17 protein-coding genes are annotated in these 19,313 nt (G+C 36.7%); 1 reads left to right on the top strand and 16 read right to left on the bottom strand.

The genetic code is table 11. The features are described 5' to 3' along the window. Window positions 1–20 precede the first annotated feature (20 nt). The 5 genes from IGL42_RS08805 to IGL42_RS08825 are packed head-to-tail and all read right to left on the bottom strand — an operon-like array spanning window position 21 to window position 9,335. Entirely contained in the window at window positions 21–2,024 is a 2,004-nt protein-coding gene (locus tag IGL42_RS08805) for a DUF7657 domain-containing protein (RefSeq protein ID WP_002398588.1), read from the bottom strand. Further along, window positions 2,025–4,166 carry a glycosyltransferase family 2 protein gene (locus IGL42_RS08810; protein ID WP_010710594.1) on the bottom strand — a complete coding sequence of 714 codons (2,142 nt, stop codon included), beginning with the start codon at window positions 4,164–4,166 and terminating at the stop codon, window positions 2,025–2,027. Window positions 4,167–4,177: 11 nt separating this feature from the next. Then, the gene (locus IGL42_RS08815; protein WP_010710595.1) at window positions 4,178–7,321 is read right to left on the bottom strand and encodes a glycosyltransferase; all 3,144 of its coding nucleotides are present in this window, start codon (window positions 7,319–7,321) and stop codon (window positions 4,178–4,180) included. Then, entirely contained in the window at window positions 7,311–8,528 is a 1,218-nt protein-coding gene (locus tag IGL42_RS08820) for an ABC transporter ATP-binding protein (RefSeq protein WP_002356901.1), read from the bottom strand. The genes IGL42_RS08815 and IGL42_RS08820 overlap by 11 nt, the downstream gene beginning before the upstream one ends. A 12-nt stretch (window positions 8,529–8,540) precedes the next feature. Further along, the gene (locus IGL42_RS08825; protein ID WP_002356900.1) at window positions 8,541–9,335 is read right to left on the bottom strand and encodes an ABC transporter permease; all 795 of its coding nucleotides are present in this window, start codon (window positions 9,333–9,335) and stop codon (window positions 8,541–8,543) included. 223 nt (window positions 9,336–9,558) lie between these two features. Here IGL42_RS08825 and IGL42_RS08830 point away from each other — a divergent pair, with 223 nt between their 5' ends. Next, the gene (locus IGL42_RS08830; RefSeq protein ID WP_332873868.1) at window positions 9,559–9,924 is read left to right on the top strand and encodes a hypothetical protein; all 366 of its coding nucleotides are present in this window, start codon (window positions 9,559–9,561) and stop codon (window positions 9,922–9,924) included. Window positions 9,925–9,997: 73 nt separating this feature from the next. Here IGL42_RS08830 and IGL42_RS08835 read toward each other — a convergent pair whose 3' ends face one another. The 11 genes from IGL42_RS08835 to IGL42_RS08885 form a co-directional block, all read right to left on the bottom strand. Further along, window positions 9,998–10,348, bottom strand: a complete 351-nt coding sequence (locus tag IGL42_RS08835) for a DUF2304 domain-containing protein (RefSeq protein WP_002356898.1) — start codon at window positions 10,346–10,348, stop codon at window positions 9,998–10,000. Further along, on the bottom strand, window positions 10,348–11,073 hold the full coding sequence (locus IGL42_RS08840) for a glycosyltransferase family 2 protein (protein ID WP_002369094.1): 726 nt from the start codon (window positions 11,071–11,073) through the stop codon (window positions 10,348–10,350). Before IGL42_RS08840 ends, IGL42_RS08835 begins: the two co-directional genes overlap by 1 nt. A gap of 58 nt (window positions 11,074–11,131) precedes the next feature. After that, the gene (gene rfbD, locus IGL42_RS08845) at window positions 11,132–11,974 is read right to left on the bottom strand and encodes a dTDP-4-dehydrorhamnose reductase (RefSeq protein ID WP_002356895.1); all 843 of its coding nucleotides are present in this window, start codon (window positions 11,972–11,974) and stop codon (window positions 11,132–11,134) included. 92 nt (window positions 11,975–12,066) lie between these two features. Continuing rightward, complete coding sequence (rfbB, locus tag IGL42_RS08850; RefSeq protein ID WP_002359895.1) at window positions 12,067–13,095, bottom strand: dTDP-glucose 4,6-dehydratase; 1,029 nt, start codon at window positions 13,093–13,095, stop codon at window positions 12,067–12,069. Between the two features lie 24 nt (window positions 13,096–13,119). Continuing rightward, a complete protein-coding gene (gene rfbC / locus IGL42_RS08855; RefSeq protein WP_002356893.1) occupies window positions 13,120–13,692 on the bottom strand; it encodes a dTDP-4-dehydrorhamnose 3,5-epimerase in 573 nt (190 codons plus the stop codon). Between the two features lie 12 nt (window positions 13,693–13,704). Beyond that, complete coding sequence (rfbA, locus tag IGL42_RS08860; RefSeq protein WP_002364387.1) at window positions 13,705–14,571, bottom strand: glucose-1-phosphate thymidylyltransferase RfbA; 867 nt, start codon at window positions 14,569–14,571, stop codon at window positions 13,705–13,707. 121 nt (window positions 14,572–14,692) lie between these two features. Further along, window positions 14,693–15,406, bottom strand: coding sequence for a glycosyltransferase family 2 protein (locus tag IGL42_RS08865; RefSeq protein WP_002362119.1), 714 nt, complete (start codon window positions 15,404–15,406; stop codon window positions 14,693–14,695). Window positions 15,407–15,409: 3 nt separating this feature from the next. Further along, the gene (locus tag IGL42_RS08870; protein ID WP_002370382.1) at window positions 15,410–16,237 is read right to left on the bottom strand and encodes a glycosyltransferase; all 828 of its coding nucleotides are present in this window, start codon (window positions 16,235–16,237) and stop codon (window positions 15,410–15,412) included. Then, a complete protein-coding gene (locus IGL42_RS08875; protein WP_002359892.1) occupies window positions 16,237–17,025 on the bottom strand; it encodes a glycosyltransferase family 2 protein in 789 nt (262 codons plus the stop codon). Before IGL42_RS08875 ends, IGL42_RS08870 begins: the two co-directional genes overlap by 1 nt. Window positions 17,026–17,146: 121 nt before the next feature. Next, window positions 17,147–18,283, bottom strand: a complete 1,137-nt coding sequence (locus IGL42_RS08880) for an MraY family glycosyltransferase (protein ID WP_002366956.1) — start codon at window positions 18,281–18,283, stop codon at window positions 17,147–17,149. Between the two features lie 110 nt (window positions 18,284–18,393). Continuing rightward, the gene (locus tag IGL42_RS08885) at window positions 18,394–19,302 is read right to left on the bottom strand and encodes a YihY/virulence factor BrkB family protein (protein ID WP_002383768.1); all 909 of its coding nucleotides are present in this window, start codon (window positions 19,300–19,302) and stop codon (window positions 18,394–18,396) included. Window positions 19,303–19,313: the final 11 nt, after the last annotated feature.

The raw sequence follows: 19,313 nt of genomic DNA on the forward strand, positions 1-19,313 counted from the left end.
CTCATTCCATGAATGAATCACTAGTCGTTTATTCGATAAATATATGCCCCGTTCTGATCAGGTCCATATAATTTTTCAAAATGAATCGTTGGTGTGTCTAACGGTTCTAATGGTTTATAAACGACCGCATATTTAATCCCATATTCTTTTAATTTTTCTGGAGATAAACGAGCAATAATCGCATCTTTTTGCATCAACTCTAAAACAGGGGCCTGATTTCCTACTTCAACATTGATGTGCGCATAGCGATTATAAATAAATGTGTCTTTTCCTTTTGGATCTAATGGTTTCCAAGCCTCTAAGTCAGGTGTAAAAGCAACACCGTTAAATGTATGCACACCTAACATTGGCAAATAGCCATACATCAAGCGTTCGCCCACCCACAATTGGTTGGGGTCTTTTTTGTTAATTTCTTCCACTTCTACCGCTAATTTTTTACCATAGACAGCAGAAACGCCTCGAGAAATTGGATTAACAAAGGCACCAGAAACCATAATGATTCCTAATAAGACAAGGACAAATAACGTGCGCCAACGTTTAAATAAAGCAACAATTAAAACGGTAGCGACAACTAAGACACCAATGATGTCCATTCGTGTAACGTATAACCGTAAATTGCCCGTATATAAAACAAAGAAATACAGAACAACATTTAATCCTAGCGCCCCTAACCAGGCCATCATTGGAATTTTTGCTTGGCGATTCCATAAATAATCGATGAACCATAAACTTAACAACACAGCGGCAAACCCGAAGGATAACATCGCCCGTTGTTCTGGCACATAAGACCACAATGTCAACTTAGCAAAAATTGTTGGAAATTGAACGCTCATCCAAACTAAGTTAAATAAACAATACACGAATAAGACAAAACCGTAAATGTTTTCTTTGATTTTTTTATAAAAAATAAATGGTGAGAGCGGCAAAATAACAAAAAATAATTGATAAAAACTACTGATTTCCGAATTATTTGAATATGGAACATCTTGAAACGGCATTTTCCAATTTGTTAAAAATAACAAAATATCGCGTTTAGGCATATCGCCACCTAAACTTACCCGTTTTCCTGGATAAGCGGTATCCATTACTGCTTTTAAGGAATCCAATGAGCCATATAACGATCCGCCAACAATAATCGCCGTCATCAAGAGTGCCCCACCTATCAGGACCCCATCCCACTTATCCAACTTAATTTTTTTACGAAATTCTAAAAAGAATAAAATTAAAAATAATAAAATCAAATAACCAAGTGGTACTTGTAACGCAGGATAAATAACTAAAACAAATCCTGAGGCCATAATAACAGCCGTTATCGCACAAATGACACGACGTCGAACACTACTATGATAATAGAAATAATTATAAATTCCCACTAAAAAACCTAAGCCAAAAAATACTAAATCTCCAACTGGCGAGACAAACCACCATTGAAGGGCCGAAGAAAACGGAATCCAAACACTTGCTAACAAAGCTAAATATTTATTCCGCCGTGTGACAATCAAGCCAATTTCAAAAGAAAATAAAATTAAGCCAATTAATTTAAGATTCCAATACCACGATAAGCCATATTCTTTGCCTAATAGTACATAGCCCCACGTAAAAGGTTTCGCTAACGTGGCCAAATTCCACGCTGGGGAATTATAGCCTACCACCATGTCTTGCCCATTTAACGTAATCACATCATTATGTGTTTTCAAACCTGTTTGTGTTTGTGAGAGGCTAAATGGGGTTTGAACGAGCCATTCATCCGAGCGAACACCTCTTGGTTCACCAGCAATTAATGAACTTTTTTGACCATCCGCATATTCAGAAACATACGCATCCCACATGTTTAATGAACTACCATGGACTTTAAAGGCGACCAGTAAAATAAAAATGACTGCCGCTAGCAGATAGCGCCAGCGTAACAAATGATCAACCAAGCGAGCACTCTGCTCAGCTTGGTTGCGTAATGGTTGTTTTTCTTTTCTTGTAGTTAGTTGTTGTTCCATCTTTTCGCTCCATTTCGTCATCCGCAATTGCATCTAGTCAATTCGTAATGAAAAGTTGGGAATATCCCTTGTCAGATTAGGATTATAAAATGGATCATTTTCAATTAAAGGTCCCCATTTTTCTTCCATCATCACTTTTTCTTGTTCAAAACGTTTTTTCTTTTTGCCTTTATCATCATATCCACGAGTTTGAGATTCAAAATGATAAAGCTCTGCTTCATGAAGCCAGACATTGTCACGTCCTAAAGCTTGGACTTTCAAGCATAAATCAACATCATTGAAAGCTACGGTAAACGCTTCTTCAAAACCACCAACTGCATCAAAATCTGCTTTTTTCATAAGTAAGCATGCGGCAGTTACTGCTGAATAATTAACATTAATAGCTAACCGACCAAAATAGCCTAAGTCACCATGGGGATAACCATAATGACCATGTCCAGCAACACCACCTAATCCTAAAATAACGCCTGCGTGTTGGACCGTATTATTTGGATACAATAATTTCGCACCTACACAGCCAATCCGTTCTTGCTGAGCAAATGAAACCATCAAGGTTAACCAATTCTCTGTAATCACTTCGGTATCATTATTTAAAAATAATAAATACTCTCCGTGCGCTTTTTTCGCTGCACGATTGTTAATAGTTGAGAAATTGAATGGAATATCGATTGATTCAACGAAAAAGCGGCCAGGTAATTGTTGTTCAAATTCTGCATATAATTCGTGCATTTTTGGATCTGTACTTCCATTATCAGCCATAATAATCTCGTAATTTTGGTAGGTTGTTTTTTCAATAATCGATGAAACACAACGTTGTACGTCTTTATAGCCATTTTTAGTTGGAATAATAATTGAGACTAACTTTTCAGATTCAATGTCATAATAAACATCGTATAAGCCATTCGCCGCCCCATGCGTTGCATGACCATTAATACCTCGACGAACGAGCGCATCTTGCACGGCTCTTAGCCCCGCTTCAAAAGCATAACCTTTGGAGCCTTGATCCACTGCTGTTGAGGTTGGCAGCATCCGCCAATAGTAAAGAACTTTTGGAATATGTTTGATGCGTTCTTTTGTCGTTTTTTCAGTAAATCTTAAGACTAAATCGTAGTCTTGAGAACCTTCGTAACCTTTTAGAAAGCCGCCAATTTCTTCTAGAATACTCCGACGATACACGCCTAAATGCGAAATGTAATTCGTTCCTAAAAGTAAATCAGGTGACCAATCTGGTTTAAAGGCTGGATCAGAACGATTTCCATCCATGTCAATCTTATCTTCATCACTATAAATTAAATCCAGTTCTGGGTTTTCATTCAGCACTTTAACCACTTCATAAAAAGCATTGATCGCTAATTCATCATCGTTGTCTAGTAAGGCGACAAATTCTCCGGTAGCAATCGCTAAAGCAGAGTTGGTTGCTTCGGAAATATGACCATTTTGTTCACGAAAGACGACCCGAATTCGCTCATCCAATTGCTGGTACTCTGTTAAAATCTTTTTGACATTAGGATCTGTTGAGGCGTCATCGGCCATACATAATTCCCAGTTAGTATAGACTTGATTCAAAATAGAATCAATGCACAACCGAAGCCATTTTTCTTCAACATTATACACTGGCATCGCAATGGAAATTTTAGGCTGATAATGAAATGTTGCGATTTCTTGCGTCATCGCTTCTATGTCTAGTACTTCATTTCTAGCTAACCAGTTAGGATACGAAGCTTGATTTCTTAGTTTCTCAATTTTCGCTCGTTGAATGGTATGAGAAATACCATTTTTAGCCATATACTTAAATCCTTTTTTGGCTTTTATCCAGAGACGAGTTACTTTATCTTCTGTCCCTGGAATCACTGGATATTTTTTATTCAAGGGAAAATCCACCGTTACAACATGTGCTGATGATTGAAAATGAAAAGGGAGTACTTTTTTTTGTTTAATTCCTTCAAGTGTAACAACAAAGCCAGCTTCAATCGCAGGCTTTGTTTGATAAATTTGATTAACATCTTCACGTAAAACGCGCTGAATGTTATAAGCGGACACTTGGTTTTCATTATTAATTGTGAAAGTTGGGCTTTCTTTAGTGATTGTATCCAACGCCCAACCTGTAATGGTTAAATTATTTGTTGTTTTGTCGCGATAGATACTATCAAAGATCACCTTAATGTCTTCATTCATGTGCATTCTCCTTATAGATGTTTCGGATTTCGGTAGGGATCAACTAAAGCTTCCGCGGTCCATTTTTCCGCAAGTTCTTTATAAGATCCTTTTTTATCATGGTTTTGCATTTTTTCGTCTGCTTTCAAAATTGCATAGGACACATATACATTTCGTTTACCAGCGCTAGCAAATTGTAACGATAAATCGACACCCATCCACTCTTTACCTAAGTTTTCGTTAATTCCTTCTAAATTTAGGTAAAGTTGTTTGTTGAATAGTAAGCAGTCTTCAGTTGCTGCTTGAATATTTCTTGGTAAAGCAATTCTGTAATAGTAACCTAAGCTTTTACCAGGGGTGCCTTTTTCGGGATAAAGTAATCGACCTTTGTCTGTATCAACTGATACTCCCACCGTTTCCACGCGATAGCGTGCGTCAACTACGCGGCCAGTCACTAAACCAGAGGTCTCTTGTTGACCAATGTTCATTAACTCTTTTAACCAATCATTTTTCGTTGGTACCAATCCAGCATTTAATAAAGCCACATATTCTCCCTTAGCAGCTTGAATCATGCCATGACGTGTTTCTGTTGAAACATAACGAAGACGGTCATTTTGGATATTTATTTGATTCTCGAAGCGTGCAGGCAATAGAATTTCATAATTTGTATAGGCAGTTTTTTCTAATAATTGACGTAAGTAACTACTCATATTCTCTGTATCATTCGTAATAATCAATGATACCATCGGCACATGATCATAAAGATAGTTAATTTTATAGGAACCATAAAATTCGGCAATCTCTACTTGTGCTTTTAAGCCACGGCGTTCCGTCGCCGCTTGGACCGCTTTTTGACCAGCCACATAGGCGTAACCTTTGCTTTCAGGGTTTAGAGCAGTCGATGATTCAATGGCACGCCAATGATACATCATACCAGGAATGTGCTTGATTTTCGTTGCTTGTTCCGTTGCTCGTAATACGAAATCATAGTCTTGAGCGCCGTTATATGCTGAGTTCAGTCCGCCTACTTTTTCTAATAAATCACGTTTCACAACAACAAAGTGTGTAATGTAATTATGGTTTAAAATCAGTTCTGGATTCCAGTCCGATTTGTAAAACGCGTTGAAGCGACGACCATTTTCTGTAATTTTATCTTCATCAGTATAAAGAAAATCAATCGTTGGGTCTGTATTTAAAGCTTTGACCACTTCATATAATGCTTGTGGCGCTAATTCATCATCGTTATCCATGAAACCAACAAAATCGCCAGTAGCAATCGACAAAGCTGAGTTAGTTGCTTCTGAAATATGTCCGTTTTCTTCGCGATAAATAACTTTGATTCGTTGATCTAGTTCTTTATATTTTTCTAGCATGGGCTTAATATGTTCGCTTGGCGATGCATCATCTGCTAAACATAACTCCCAATTTTCATAGTACTGATTTTGTAAAGAAGAGACACATGCTGCAAGCCATTTTTCTTCGACATTATAAACAGGCACAGCGACAGAAATTTTAGGCTGAAATTGGAACGTTTTAATTTCCGCTAAAACTGCCTCCACGTCAACAGGGGCTTCTGCTTTTTCTTGTCGTTTAAAGTACCACTTCACTGAGCCCATCAAACCACGTGTCTGAATCGAACGCCATGCTCGATCAAATTTCGTGCCTGGTTGAACCATGTTTGGACGCTCCACCACGTATTGAACCTTCTGGCCTGATTTGGTGTCAATGTTTAACGTGTAGGCTGGTAAATCTTCTGGATCTTTAATCGTAATGACAAAACCATAATCTTGATCGCCTTCTAATTCAAACATATCAATAACATCACGACGGTATTCTGTTTCCACCGTATAAGTGACTGATTCACTAGCTTCTGCAATGCTGAATCTTAGCGGATAATTTGTTTGTTTGTCATACGCCCACCCTCTGATAACAGAAACGTTATTTTCTACATCGCGAGCAATATCATCGATAGTTAAATTAATCATTTTATCAAATTTAGTTAATGTGATTCGTTTATATTTTACAGTAGGCATAGGGGCAGTCTCCGTCTGTTTATTCATTTCTTCTAAAAATTGATTTCTTTCATCTAACAGTGCATGAATAAAGGTATTTTCACGTTCTGAATAGTTGCCTTCAAAGAAATAATCAATGTCTACTGTCAGGTCTTTGCCTGCCATTTGTGCATCGGTTACTTCGATTACAGGTACTTGCGTATCTAAGAAATAATAGATATTCTCTTGTACCAGAAAAGCATTCGTGGCTGCGACTGGGACTGTCTCGCCGTCTATCGTCATGGATAATTTAACAATTGCCCCTGTTAAACTTGGGAATAATTTTATCAGTTGGACGTCTTCTGGTATCTTCAGTTGGAACTGTTTTGTTTCAGGTTTTTGTAAATCAACTGGTTGATCCAACTCAGTCTCTTTTTCTTCGCCGCAATTAATTAAAATATGAACGTTTTTTTCATTGTATGAATTTACTGGTGTCACTCGCTCTGGCTGTTCTACTGGTTCAGCAGTCAAGGCAAAAAAGTACTGATACACTTCGCCAAAGGGACGCGCTTTAAAAGCTGCTTGTACTTCTACAGGTAACGCTTCATACGTCGTAGGAATTTCGTTGTAGCCAACTTGATTAAATGTAAAATCTTCTTTGGCAATGTATAAACCAACTTCTGCAAAAACTTTTTCAAATCCTTCTTGTAAATAGAATGATTTATGCGTAGCATCCAACAGCCCAGTTTCATTCCACGTTAAACGATTATTAAATAAATCAATTAAGACAGAATTATGCGCCAAATTAGGGAAAGTGATTAAGATTTGACCGCCTGGTTTTAAAAACGGTTTGACTTTTGCTAAGGCGCTTTGAGGATTCATTAAATGTTCCAACACATCTGCAAAAACGATATAATCAAACGTCTTACCAGCAAAGTATTCGACCCAATCATTTTCATCAATATTGCCATAAAAGGCATCTGTTGAAAATTGACTGACATGATCATAAAGTTCTTTGTCTAATTCAACAATTGAGACCTGGCACTTTTTTTCTTCCATCAAATAGCTAGTCATTCGCCCATTACCTGGACCAAATTCCAAGACATCACTATTTTCTTTGATTTGTGCTACGATTTTCCCAACACTGGTACTCTCGTCTGTTTCCATTTCAAAATCATACTTCATCTTTTGTCGTATCCTTCCATTTATGATCTAAGATGACAATTCCTTCTCCGGCATAACGACCGGTAATAAACATCGTCACGTATTTTGTTTTGTAGACTAATGGGACTGTTGCATGTTCCTCAAAGAAAGCAATATCAAAATAATATTCACCTGTTAATAATGACATTTTTTCATATTCTAAATAAAAAACATTCCGTCCTTTTTTCCAAGGAATTTGCACGCCATCTAACAACGTATTTAAGCCACAGACATAATGATTGTCCACTGTTCGAATAGCGACCCCACAAACAGGCTTCTTAATTTGGTCATTTTTGACAGTATATTCAATTTTTACAATCACTTTTTCATCTTGCGTTACCATTTCTAATGGTTCATAATCCGCATTTAAAAGTTCCGCATGATCCACTTCAATAATATCTGGTGTTGGGGTTTCATCTTTCATGGTCGCTTCGCGGTCAACCGTTTTAATTGATTTCTTTTTCAAAAAGTTTTCGTAGTTGGTCGTCACGTCCATCGTATCTCCATATTCAACGACTTTCCCGTGTTGCAACCAAAAAGTTCTGTCACAAAAACGACGGATGGAGTTTACATCGTGAGAAACAAATAAAATTGTTTTACCAGAATTTTTAATTTCCGTAAATTTTTCCATACATTTCAATTGAAACTCTAAATCCCCGACAGCCAACGCTTCATCGACAATTAAAATATCTGGGTCCACGTTAATAGCTACCGCAAAAGCCAAGCGGACAAACATACCACTAGAGTATGTCTTAACTGGTTGATACAAATGATCGCCGATGTCAGCAAAATCAATGACATCTTGGACACGCTCTTCCATCTCTTCTCGAGAAAAACCCAAGACCATTCCATTTAAGAAAATATTTTCATATCCTGAATATTCTGGGTTAAAACCTGAACCTAATTCAAGTAACGCTGAAATTTTCCCATTAATCACCATGGACCCGGAGGTTGGCGTTAATACTCCTGTAATAATTTTTAACATGGTTGATTTCCCAGAGCCATTTTCGCCGACAAAACCAATCATCTCGCCTTTTTTAATTTGCATCGTGACATCGTCTAACGCATAAAACAAATCGTGGTAAGATTTTTTTGTTGGACTAAGCGCTTCTTTAAACCGATCGGACGGCTTTTTATACATGTTGTATGTTTTGGTAATATGTTGGATATCGATTGCATATTCTGACATGTCGTTCTCTCCTTATAGTACATCTGAAAAATGTGGTTTTAAGCGTCTAAACACGGTTGAGCCAATTAATAGTAAAACAATAGTAACTCCCCAGAAATATAAGCTATATTGCCAATGTTCCCAGAACCATGCACCGCCTAAATAAGATTCGCGGTATCCTTGAACAATATAATATAATGGATTGATTTTTAAGATTGTCGCAATCATTCCAGTTGGTTGCCATAAAATTGGCAATGTCCACATAACTGTTTGCATAATGATATTGATAAATTGCATAATATCAGGTAAAAATGGTTGTGTTGAAGCAGTAATCCACGTAATTGCTGTTAAAAAGACTAATAAACAAGCTAAGTAGTAAATTAATTGCAAACTGTACAGACTTGGGTAATAACCGTTAGCTGTAGTAATTACAAAACCAATTAGAATGAAAAACAAGTGGGTGTACAAGTTCGATAAAATTTTAGACGTTGGTAAAATTTGTACATTAAACACGACTTTTTTAACTAAATAACTATATTCACGAAACACATTCGTGGCTGATAATAACGAATCTGAAAAGAAGAACCAAGGTACCATCCCTGTTACTAAATAGACAATGAATGGCATATTGTCGCCAGCTCTAGAACGAAGGCCTACAGAAAAGACAAACCAATACGTCAAAACAGTTACTAATGGCGTTAAAAACGCCCAGACAATTCCTAGTGCTGAACCAGCATACTTGGCCTTAAAATCATTAAATGAAAATTGTAATAACAATTTTTTGTTCTGAAAAATATTCTTGAAAATTGAAAATGTTTCTTTAAACATATACTTATTCCTTCCGTAATAAACTATTTTTATCTAAAATTTTTGGATACAAAAATGCCATTTTAAACAACATTTCTATTTTATCGATAAACGCCTAGCTTTTCAATAGTAGACCCCTTTTTATAAAGAAAAATTTAACTGATTTCACTATATTAAAAAATCTTGTCCAATTTTTAGGAGATTATGCTACAATAATGGAGGTCTTGCATTTTTTTGCACGGAAATTATTTTTGAGAGAAGGGAAATTATGGTTCTTTTTATTATTTACGTATTTCTGTCTTCTGCTGGTCTGGTCTTATTTAAACTAGGTTCTAGCAGTTTGAACATCCAACTCCAACAAACAATCTTTTCAATGAATATCTCACTTATATCTTTATTAGGTTTATTTTGTTATTTAATTAGTTTTATTTTATGGATGTTAATTATTAGTCGTTCCGATGTTTCTTACATTGTTCCTTTAGGCGTTGCCTGTACAAACATCGCTATTTTAATTGCTTCAAATCTTATTCTAAAAGAGACAATCACAACGAATACCCTTATTGGTGCTGTGGTTATTATTGTCGGCATTGTGATTATGAATCTTAAATAAAAAAGATCGCTATTCATTGAGCTGACCCTTAAATATTAGACTTTCAGGTCCAACTTTTAAGGGTCACTACACATTAGCGATCTTTTTTATTTTCTTCAGATTTCATGATAGATAATTCTTGCAATAATGTTTTAATGCGATTTTCGTGTTTTGAAATCAACACAGAATTTTTAATTTCCATGATTAACAGGACAATCACCGCAGCTGATAATAAGAAGTTTGATGTTGTTTCAAACCCAAAGGCCATTGCTAACCATTCTGCCACATGCGGGAAAATAGCAAAAATAATTAAGACAATTGAGATTAATAACCAAATCAAAGCATTTTTTAGGAGAAAAATATTTTTATTAATCCCTCGAATAATGTATAAGAAAAAGCCAATTGCAAATAAAAATAAAGCTAGCCATAACACGGTTGGTAGCATTAATCTCCCTCCTTCATAAAGGCAGCAATCAGAATTGCTGAGCCGACTTCCAGCATATACTTCACAGAAGCCAATGCACGAATCGAAGAAACACCACCAAGCCGTTCCATCATATTGACAGGTCTTTCAACAATCACAAAACGTTTTTTAATTAAGTGAACAATCGATTCTGGCTCAGGATAATTTGTCGGATAACGCTTTGCAAAAAAAGCAATCACTTTCCGATTTCCCGCTCGATAACCAGAAGTCACATCATAAATTGTTTTACCAGAAGCCATTCGAATACAAAAGGATAACAAACGAATACCAAAACGGCGCATTTTCGTACTTTGAAAAGCCGCTTCGTTTCCAGGAATGAAACGAGAGCCAATCGAAAAATCACATTTATCCTCTGCTAATGGTTCCAGTAAAACAGGTAAACTATTGATATCATGCTGACCATCGCCATCAAACTGAACCGCCACATCATACTCATTTTCTAAGGCATATTTATAGCCGGTCTGCACCGCCCCGCCAATACCTAAATTCAACACTAAATGAATGGCATTAATTTGGTTGGCTTCTAAAATTTGTTTGGTTCCATCTGTCGAGCCATCATTAATTACCACATAATCCAATTCATGTTGAAAATGCGTAACTTCCTGTTTAAATGTTTCAATGGAAGCAATCGTCCGCAAAATGTTTTCTTCCTCATTGTAAGCAGGAATGATTAAAAGTACCTTCATAAAGAGAAACACCTTTCCACTTTTTCTCTAACAAAACCCCTCACTTACACAAAACAATTTATTGTTGAACATTTTCTAACATTTGTGCTAAGGCTTCTTGCCAAGTAGGAATTTTAAAGCCTAACGCTTCTGTTTTACTTAAATCCATGACAGAATATTGTGGTCTTTGCGCCTTTTGTGGAAATTGAGTTGAATCCACTGGCAGTACTTCCACTTCAGTATCTTTTAAAATTTCTTTAGCAAACTGATACCAGCTACAGCTGTTTTCATTAGACAAATGATAAACACCAAATGGCGCTTTTTCTGCAATAACAAATGCCATAAATTCGGCTAACGTTCTTGTCCAAGTTGGGCGGCCAAACTGATCGTCCACTACCGTTAGTTGGTCTCTTGTTTCCGCTAATTTTTGCATGGTAAAGACAAAGTTATGACCGTATTGACCAAATACCCATGATGTTCGAATAATATAATAGTCGTCCAGGATTTCTTGGACCGCTTGTTCACCTAATAACTTCGTCCGACCATACTCATTTAAAGGATTCGGTTGATCATCAATCGCATAGACGCCTTCTTTTTTAGTTCCATCAAAAATATAATCTGTACTTACGTAAACAAGTGTCGCCCCCACTGCTTTAGCAGCTTCTGCAACATGACGTGTGCCATCTACATTCACTTTTTCATCTAATTCCTTGCCTTCGTCTTCTGCTTTATCAACAGCTGTATAAGCAGCACAATGATAAATGACGCTTGGTTGAATTTCTTTCACTTTTGCCAACGTACTATCCGCATCAGTAATATCTAATTCTGTGGAATCCGTTGAAACATACTCAATTCCTTGTTCGTCTAATAGGTGACGTAATTCTGTGCCCAATTGGCCATTTCCACCAGTAATTAAAATCATTTTTTTCGCTCCTTCTTGAAAAAAAGGCAGGGCAAAGTAGCTTTTGTACTTTGCCATCGCCTTTCGACTGTTATCTCACATGTCAGAAAAAATTACTGACCATTTTGTGCATATTTTGCTTCAACAGCTTCTTTATCTGCACGCCACCAGTCTTCATTTTCTGTATACCACTTGATTGTTTCTGCCAAGCCTTCACGGAAATTCGTGAATTCTGGTTCCCAACCTAATTCTTCGCGTAATCTGGTTGAATCAATCGCATAACGTAAGTCATGTCCTGCACGATCGTTGACATGCTCATAGGCATCAACAGGTTGTCCCATTAATTCTAAAATTAATTCCATCACTGTTTTATTGTCTTCTTCACCATCGGCTCCAATTAAATATGTTTCGCCAATTTGACCTTTTGTTAAAATTGCCCAAACAGCCGAAGAATGGTCGTTTGTATGAATCCAGTCACGAACATTTTTACCAGCACCATAAAGTTTTGGTGTAATGCCACTTAAGACATTGGTAATTTGACGAGGAATAAATTTTTCAATATGTTGATATGGCCCATAGTTATTTGAACAATTTGAAATTGTTGCTTGTAAGTTGAAAGAACGAACCCACGCTTTGACTAACAAGTCAGATCCTGCTTTTGTTGAAGAATAAGGACTTGAAGGATTGTAAGGCGTTTCGGCAGTGAATTTTTCCCCTTCGCCTTCTCCATGTCCTGGTAAATCTTCTCTTAAAGGTAAATCGCCATAAACTTCATCAGTCGATACATGGTGGTAACGAACATTGTTTTTACGGCAAGCTTCGATCAATGTATACGTCCCAATCAGATTGGTTTGTACAAATGGGAATGGGTCGTTTAATGAGTTGTCGTTATGCGATTCAGCAGCATAGTGAACGACCGCATCTGTTTCAGCGACTAAACGATTAACTAATTCAGCATCAGCGATATCTCCTACGACTAATTCCACACGATCACTTGGTAGACCTTCAAGATTTTTTTCATTTCCTGCATACGTTAATTTATCTAATACAGTTACATGAACTTCTGGATGATTCTTTACAACATAATGAACAAAATTTGAGCCGATAAAACCAGCTCCACCTGTTACGATGATTTTTTTCATAATTGAAACTCTCCTACTTTTTTCTTAAATTTCGCCATAGATAAACGGATTTTCCGCTTCAAATTCTTTTAAGGTTGGATGTTTTTGATCCTTTTCTGACGTAATCGCTTTTTCTGGCGCAATTGGCCAATCAATAGCTAACGCTGGATCGTTAAAAGCAATACCGCCGTCTGCTGCCGCATTGTAGTAATTGTCACATTTGTACATAAAGTTCACGTTCGGTGTCAAAGTGACAAAACCATGAGCAAAACCTTTTGGTACTAAAAGCTGACGGTGATTATGTTCTGATAAAATGTAGCCTTCCCATTGGCCATAGGTTGGACTCCCTTTACGAATATCAACAATCACATCTAATACCGCACCTGTTACAACGCGAATTAGTTTTGTTTGCGCAGCTTCGCCTTTTTGAAAATGCAATCCACGCAAGACACCTGCTTCTGTTGATAATGAATGATTATCTTGGACAAAATCAAAGTCTAATCCATGTTCTGCAAATTTAGCTTTGGAATAACTTTCTGTAAAAAAGCCACGATGATCACCGAAAACATCCATTTCGATAATTTTGACATCTTGTAATTTTGTATCAATAACTTTCACGTTTCTTCGCTCCTATTCTGCTGCTAAACGTAGCAAGTATTGGCCGTAGCCATTTTTCTTCAATGGTTGTGCCAATTCTACCAATTGTTCTTTTGTAATATAGCCCATTCGATAAGCAATTTCTTCCAAACAAGCGACTTTTAAATTTTGACGTTTTTCAATTGTTTCAATAAATGTTGACGCTTCTAATAAGGATTCGTGTGTGCCTGTATCTAACCAAGCAAAGCCACGGCCCATTACCTCAACAGAAAGTTTATTTTTTTCAAGGTAGACTTTATTAACGTCTGTTATTTCTAATTCCCCACGTTCTGACGGTTTGATCCCTTTCGCAATTTCAACTACTTCATTGTCGTAAAAATACAAACCTGTCACTGCATAATTTGACTTTGGTTGTGCTGGTTTTTCTTCAATAGAAAGCGCCCGCATCTCTTCATCAAATTCTACCACGCCGAAACGCTCTGGATCATTTACATGGTAACCAAAGACTGTTGCCCCTGACTCTTTAGAAGCCGCTCGTTGCAACATTTTTGATAAGCCGCCACCATAATAAATATTGTCCCCTAAAACTAAGCAGACACTGTCATCACCAATAAATTCTTCACCAATAATAAATGCTTGCGCCAAACCATCTGGGCTTTCTTGTACCGCGTATTCGATATGAATGCCTAAATCATGGCCATCGCCGAATAAGCTTTCAAAACGTGGTGTATCTTCTGGTGTAGAGATAATCAAAATTTCATTAATTCCCGCCAACATTAACGTTGACATTGGGTAATAAATCATTGGTTTGTCGTAAATTGGCATTAATTGTTTTGATGTTGCTTTTGTTAGCGGATATAAGCGTGTCCCGCTTCCGCCTGCTAAAATAATTCCTTTCATGAACAATCTCCTTAAATACTTCTATTTTTAGTTTTTATAAAACCAAATATCCTTCCCTATTATCGCATTAAGCATAGGGTTTGTCATGTTTTTTACGTAAATTTTACAAATCTGTAAAAGTTTAGCGCTGTTCCTTTAAGCGCTGATGTAAAGCTTTTAATAAATTCACACGCCAATTTAATTTTTGTTGGAAACTTGTTTTGGTAATAATAGGGCTGACATTCGCTCCATGTCTTCGGTAAAGCACTAATGGTTCTTTAATGAGACCCGTTTGCTTTTTCCGTGCAGCTAATAAGCCAATCCACATATCATGCATAGGAACTTCTGGCGGAATGGGTAAAATGACGTTTTTCATCTCTTGACGAAAGGCCATACCTGCCCCAATATAGCCACTTTTTATCGCATTTCGCCAAAACCCTGGTTTGACTTTTCGAAACTTAAAATAAGAGGGATTGGTAACTTGTAAATCCGCATCAACAATTTTCAAGTCACTAATAACCACTTGGATGTCAGGGTGCGTTTCAAAATATTCTGTCACTGTCGTTACTTTATTTGGCAACCAAACGTCATCTTGATCTGCTAAAAATATCACTTCGCCTTTCGTATGCGTAAGCGCAAATGCAAAATTAGCAATCACTCCTTGCCCTGGACCTTGTAACAATTGAATTTGGGGATAATTCGCTGCATACGTTCTCAAAATTTCCAACGTATGATCAGTAGAACCATCATCTGAAATAATTAGTTCATCTTCTTCACTGACTTGTAAAAGAATACTATCTAATTGTTCCGCGAGATATTTTTCTCCATTATATGTCGCAATACAAACTGAGATCATAGATTATCCTTTCATTAACTTGAGAAATTCTGCCAATGTTTGCCGCCAAATTTGGCGATTTTTGACAGTTAAAAATTGCTTACTACTGCGTAAAAATAAATGGCGTCGATGATGGGAAAACTTTTCTTGATCATATCGACGATAAAATAACGTTTCTGCTTCAATAATAGAGCGATAACGTTGAGGACTCATTGTACGATAATCTAAAACAGACAATTCTTGTTTTAGGTGGATTGGTAAGACTTCAATCTTTTTATTGGCTTGATTCAATTGATAAAAGAACCAATGATCTAAATAGTCCAAAGGAAATTCTTCCGAAAATCCTTCCAACCAGCGCAGTGTTTCTGCCGTAATGACTGTACCAGAATTGATAGCCATCAACGGTTGGTTGGCTATCCCTGCTGTTGGCTTTGCTCCTTTAAGTCCAACATATTGATCACTATAAACTGGCGAAATTTGTTGTCCATTTGCTTCTACAATTGGAACATAGACTGCCACAGTCGGATCTAACGGCATGATGATCAACGTATCAAAATAAGAAGCTGGCACTTCTGTGTCTTGGTCAAGGAGCAACAATAATTCACATTGATTCGTTTGACTAAAAGCAATCGCTTCATTATAAGCGGTCGCTAGTCCTGGATTATCAGGATTATGTCGATAAGTAACATTTTGTTGTAAAAATAATGCATCTTCTTGAGGAAGTGGGCTGTTGTCATAAATAAATAAGTGCAATTCGGGGTGATCTACCACTTCTTTTAATAACAAATAATTCGGCGTATCAGCCATTTTCATTTGATATAAGACGATGACTACCGCTAATCTTTGACTCATTAAAAGAACCTCCAGCCCCATTTGTTAAAAAATTTCCCCATTGATTGCATAAAGATTTTAAACAATTTACGACTTTTATGGGCGCCCTTTTCATACATGTGAACAACCGTTTCAAAAGGCGTATAGAGAATCCGATAGCCTGCTTTGCCAAAGCGTAAACATAAATCGTTGTCTTCAAAGTACATGAAAAAACGTTCATCGAACCCACCAATTTCAACGAATTTTTCACGATCAATCAACATAAAACAGCCTGAGCCCATTTTAATATCCGTTGTTTCTGTATCCGACAAATCGCGACATTCATAAATGCTCAAACGTTTATCAAAAATTTTCTTTACAAATTGAAAGGGAATAAAACGTAACATATAATCGAAAACATCTAATTTTTGACGAACTAAATATTGCGTCGTGCCATCTTCATTTAGCACTTTAGGGCTAACGACTGCAATGTTCTTATCTATTTTGATACGGTCTAATAGACGATCAAGCACGTCTTTAGTAACCAAAACATCGGGATTAAAAATAATTGCATACTTTGTCGAAGCATTGAATAACACTTGATTATGACCATGACCAAACCCTTGATTTTCTTCAGCGCGATGGATAGTAATAAATGGTTCATATGTTGTTAATTTTTCAAGATACGCTGTTTCAGAATGATTGTCATAGATATGAATATCATAGATACTATCAGTACCCAGTTCGGCTTTTAATTGGTCTAGTACATTAAAAATGTAACGACTATTATAAGTGACAATCGAGATTGTTACCATTTCTTGCATGCTCATTTCTCCTTACTACTGAAACATCGTCTTAAAAAAAAAGCATATGTTTCACACATATACTTTTTTAAGTTTAATGGAATTATATCATAGGTTTACGCTCTCGCAAAGCAACCTAAAGATTTCTTTACTTTCTCTTAGAATGCTTGCCAAGTCGCTTTTTCATTTGCTCCTGACGATATTCACGATTCCCTAAAATCCGTAACAAATACATCAACGGTTGATGTCCTTCGCCAACTAGACCGATTAGTTCAATGAATAGTTCTAAGCCAATTAAACAAAAGACAATTAATAAAATTGATGCTACTGTACTTGAATAGCTGAACAATAAAGAGACAAAGGAAAAAACTAACGCTAATGCATAAATAGTCATGACCGCCCCTTTATGGGTAAAACCTAAAGATAACAAGCGGTGATGCAAATGCATTTTATCTGCTGAGGAAATGGGCTTCTTGTTCAATAGCCGTCGAATAATTGCATAAACCGTATCCGTAATTGGCACACCTAAAATCACCATTGGCGTAATTACCGTAATAAACGTAGCATTTTTCAAGCCCTGTAACGACATTACTGCAATCATAAACCCGAGGAATAACGCCCCGGTATCTCCTAGAAATATTTTAGCCGGATAAAAATTGTATGGGAAAAATCCCGCAATGCTCGCAACTAAAATAAAAATAACAATTGGGATATAGACCGTTTTAGCATGTAGGAAAAAATACCCTGTAATACCAATCGTGGTTAATCCAATAATGGATACGCCTGATGCTAAACCATCCAAACCATCAATTAAATTTACTGCATTCGTAATCGCTAAAATCCACAATAAAGTTAGTGGTAAACTAAACCAGCGCAAATCAATCATTCCAACAACTGGCAACGTCACAAAATCTATCCGAATTCCAGCAACAAAATAAATAACTAATGCTGCTAACAAAATACCGATTGTTTTTTTCATTGGAGTAATCTCTTTAATATCATCAATGAGGCCTGTCAAAACAACCATTCCACCAGCCAAAATAATCGGCCAAATATAATCTTGTGGGATAATCGAACGAAAAATCAATAAACATGAACTAGCAAAAGCAATGTAGATTGCAAGTCCTCCTGCTGTAGGCATATTTTTGGTATTGATTCGTCGCTCTCCTGGTGCATCATAGGCGCCAATCCGAAACGCTAGAAGCTTAACAAGTGGTGTTAATAGCAAAGATAAGATAAATGTCATAAATAAACGTATCAAAACTTCATAAATAAATAGTGACATAGTCGAACCCACTTTCTTCTCGTTCAGGGTATATTATACCGTAAACTGAAGCATTTACAAGCTGAAACATGTGTTCTGGCAACGGTTTAGACTTTTTTAAAGAAATCCATTTATTTTTTCTTTTTAAACCATCTAAACAAGCGTTGTTCAAAACTTGGTTGTTTTTTTTCTTTATCTCCAGATAAGTATTCATCAACGACAGCGTTGACAATTGCTCCTAAAATAATAATCGTGGCAGCAAAATTCAGCCATAACATCAAGATGATAAAACTCCCGATGATTTGATAACTTGCGATTCTAGAACTAAAATATTTTACGTACAAACCAAAAATTTGTGATAATAGCATCCAACCGACTGTCGAAAAAATAGCCCCTGGCAAAATAGAACGTAACGATAATTTCCGATTAGGAACGACCGCATAAATCAAACACATAATCACTAATAAAACAACGGTCGTTAACGGCCATTTTAACGCTTGGAAAGTATCGATCACAGACGTTGAGTAATGGAAAATTGGTTGCAGTAATTCAATAATGTACTGACCCAGACCTAAAATTACTACTACACCAACAATCGCTACCATAAATAACAAAATAACTAAAAATGAGACCACTCTTACGAGAATAAAATTTTTCCTTTGTTCGACACCAAAAGCTTTATTCATCGCATTTTGTAGTGCATTAATACTTTGACTGGCACTCCAAAATGCTGCTAAAGCGGAAACAGAAAGCAACCCGCCTGAACGTTGAGTCAGTAGTGAACGAATCGCTGGTTCTAAGTTCTTATAAACATCTTTCGGAATCGCCTCTGCAATATAAGGCAACACAGAATTAGGGTCGATTCTTAAATAAGGTAAGACATTACCTACCGCAATCAGTAATGGAAACAGCGAGAGTAATAAATAATAGGCAACAACCACTGAGCTGTTGCCTATTTCGGCTGTGACCATGTGACTTTGCGTTGTCTCAATAAAACGCATCAAAGATTGATTCTTTTTGATGTTGTCGAGAAACTTCATCACACACTCTC

The sequence above is a fragment of the Enterococcus sp. DIV0712 genome, from assembly GCF_050554855.1.
GTDB classification, from domain to species: domain Bacteria; phylum Bacillota; class Bacilli; order Lactobacillales; family Enterococcaceae; genus Enterococcus; species Enterococcus faecalis.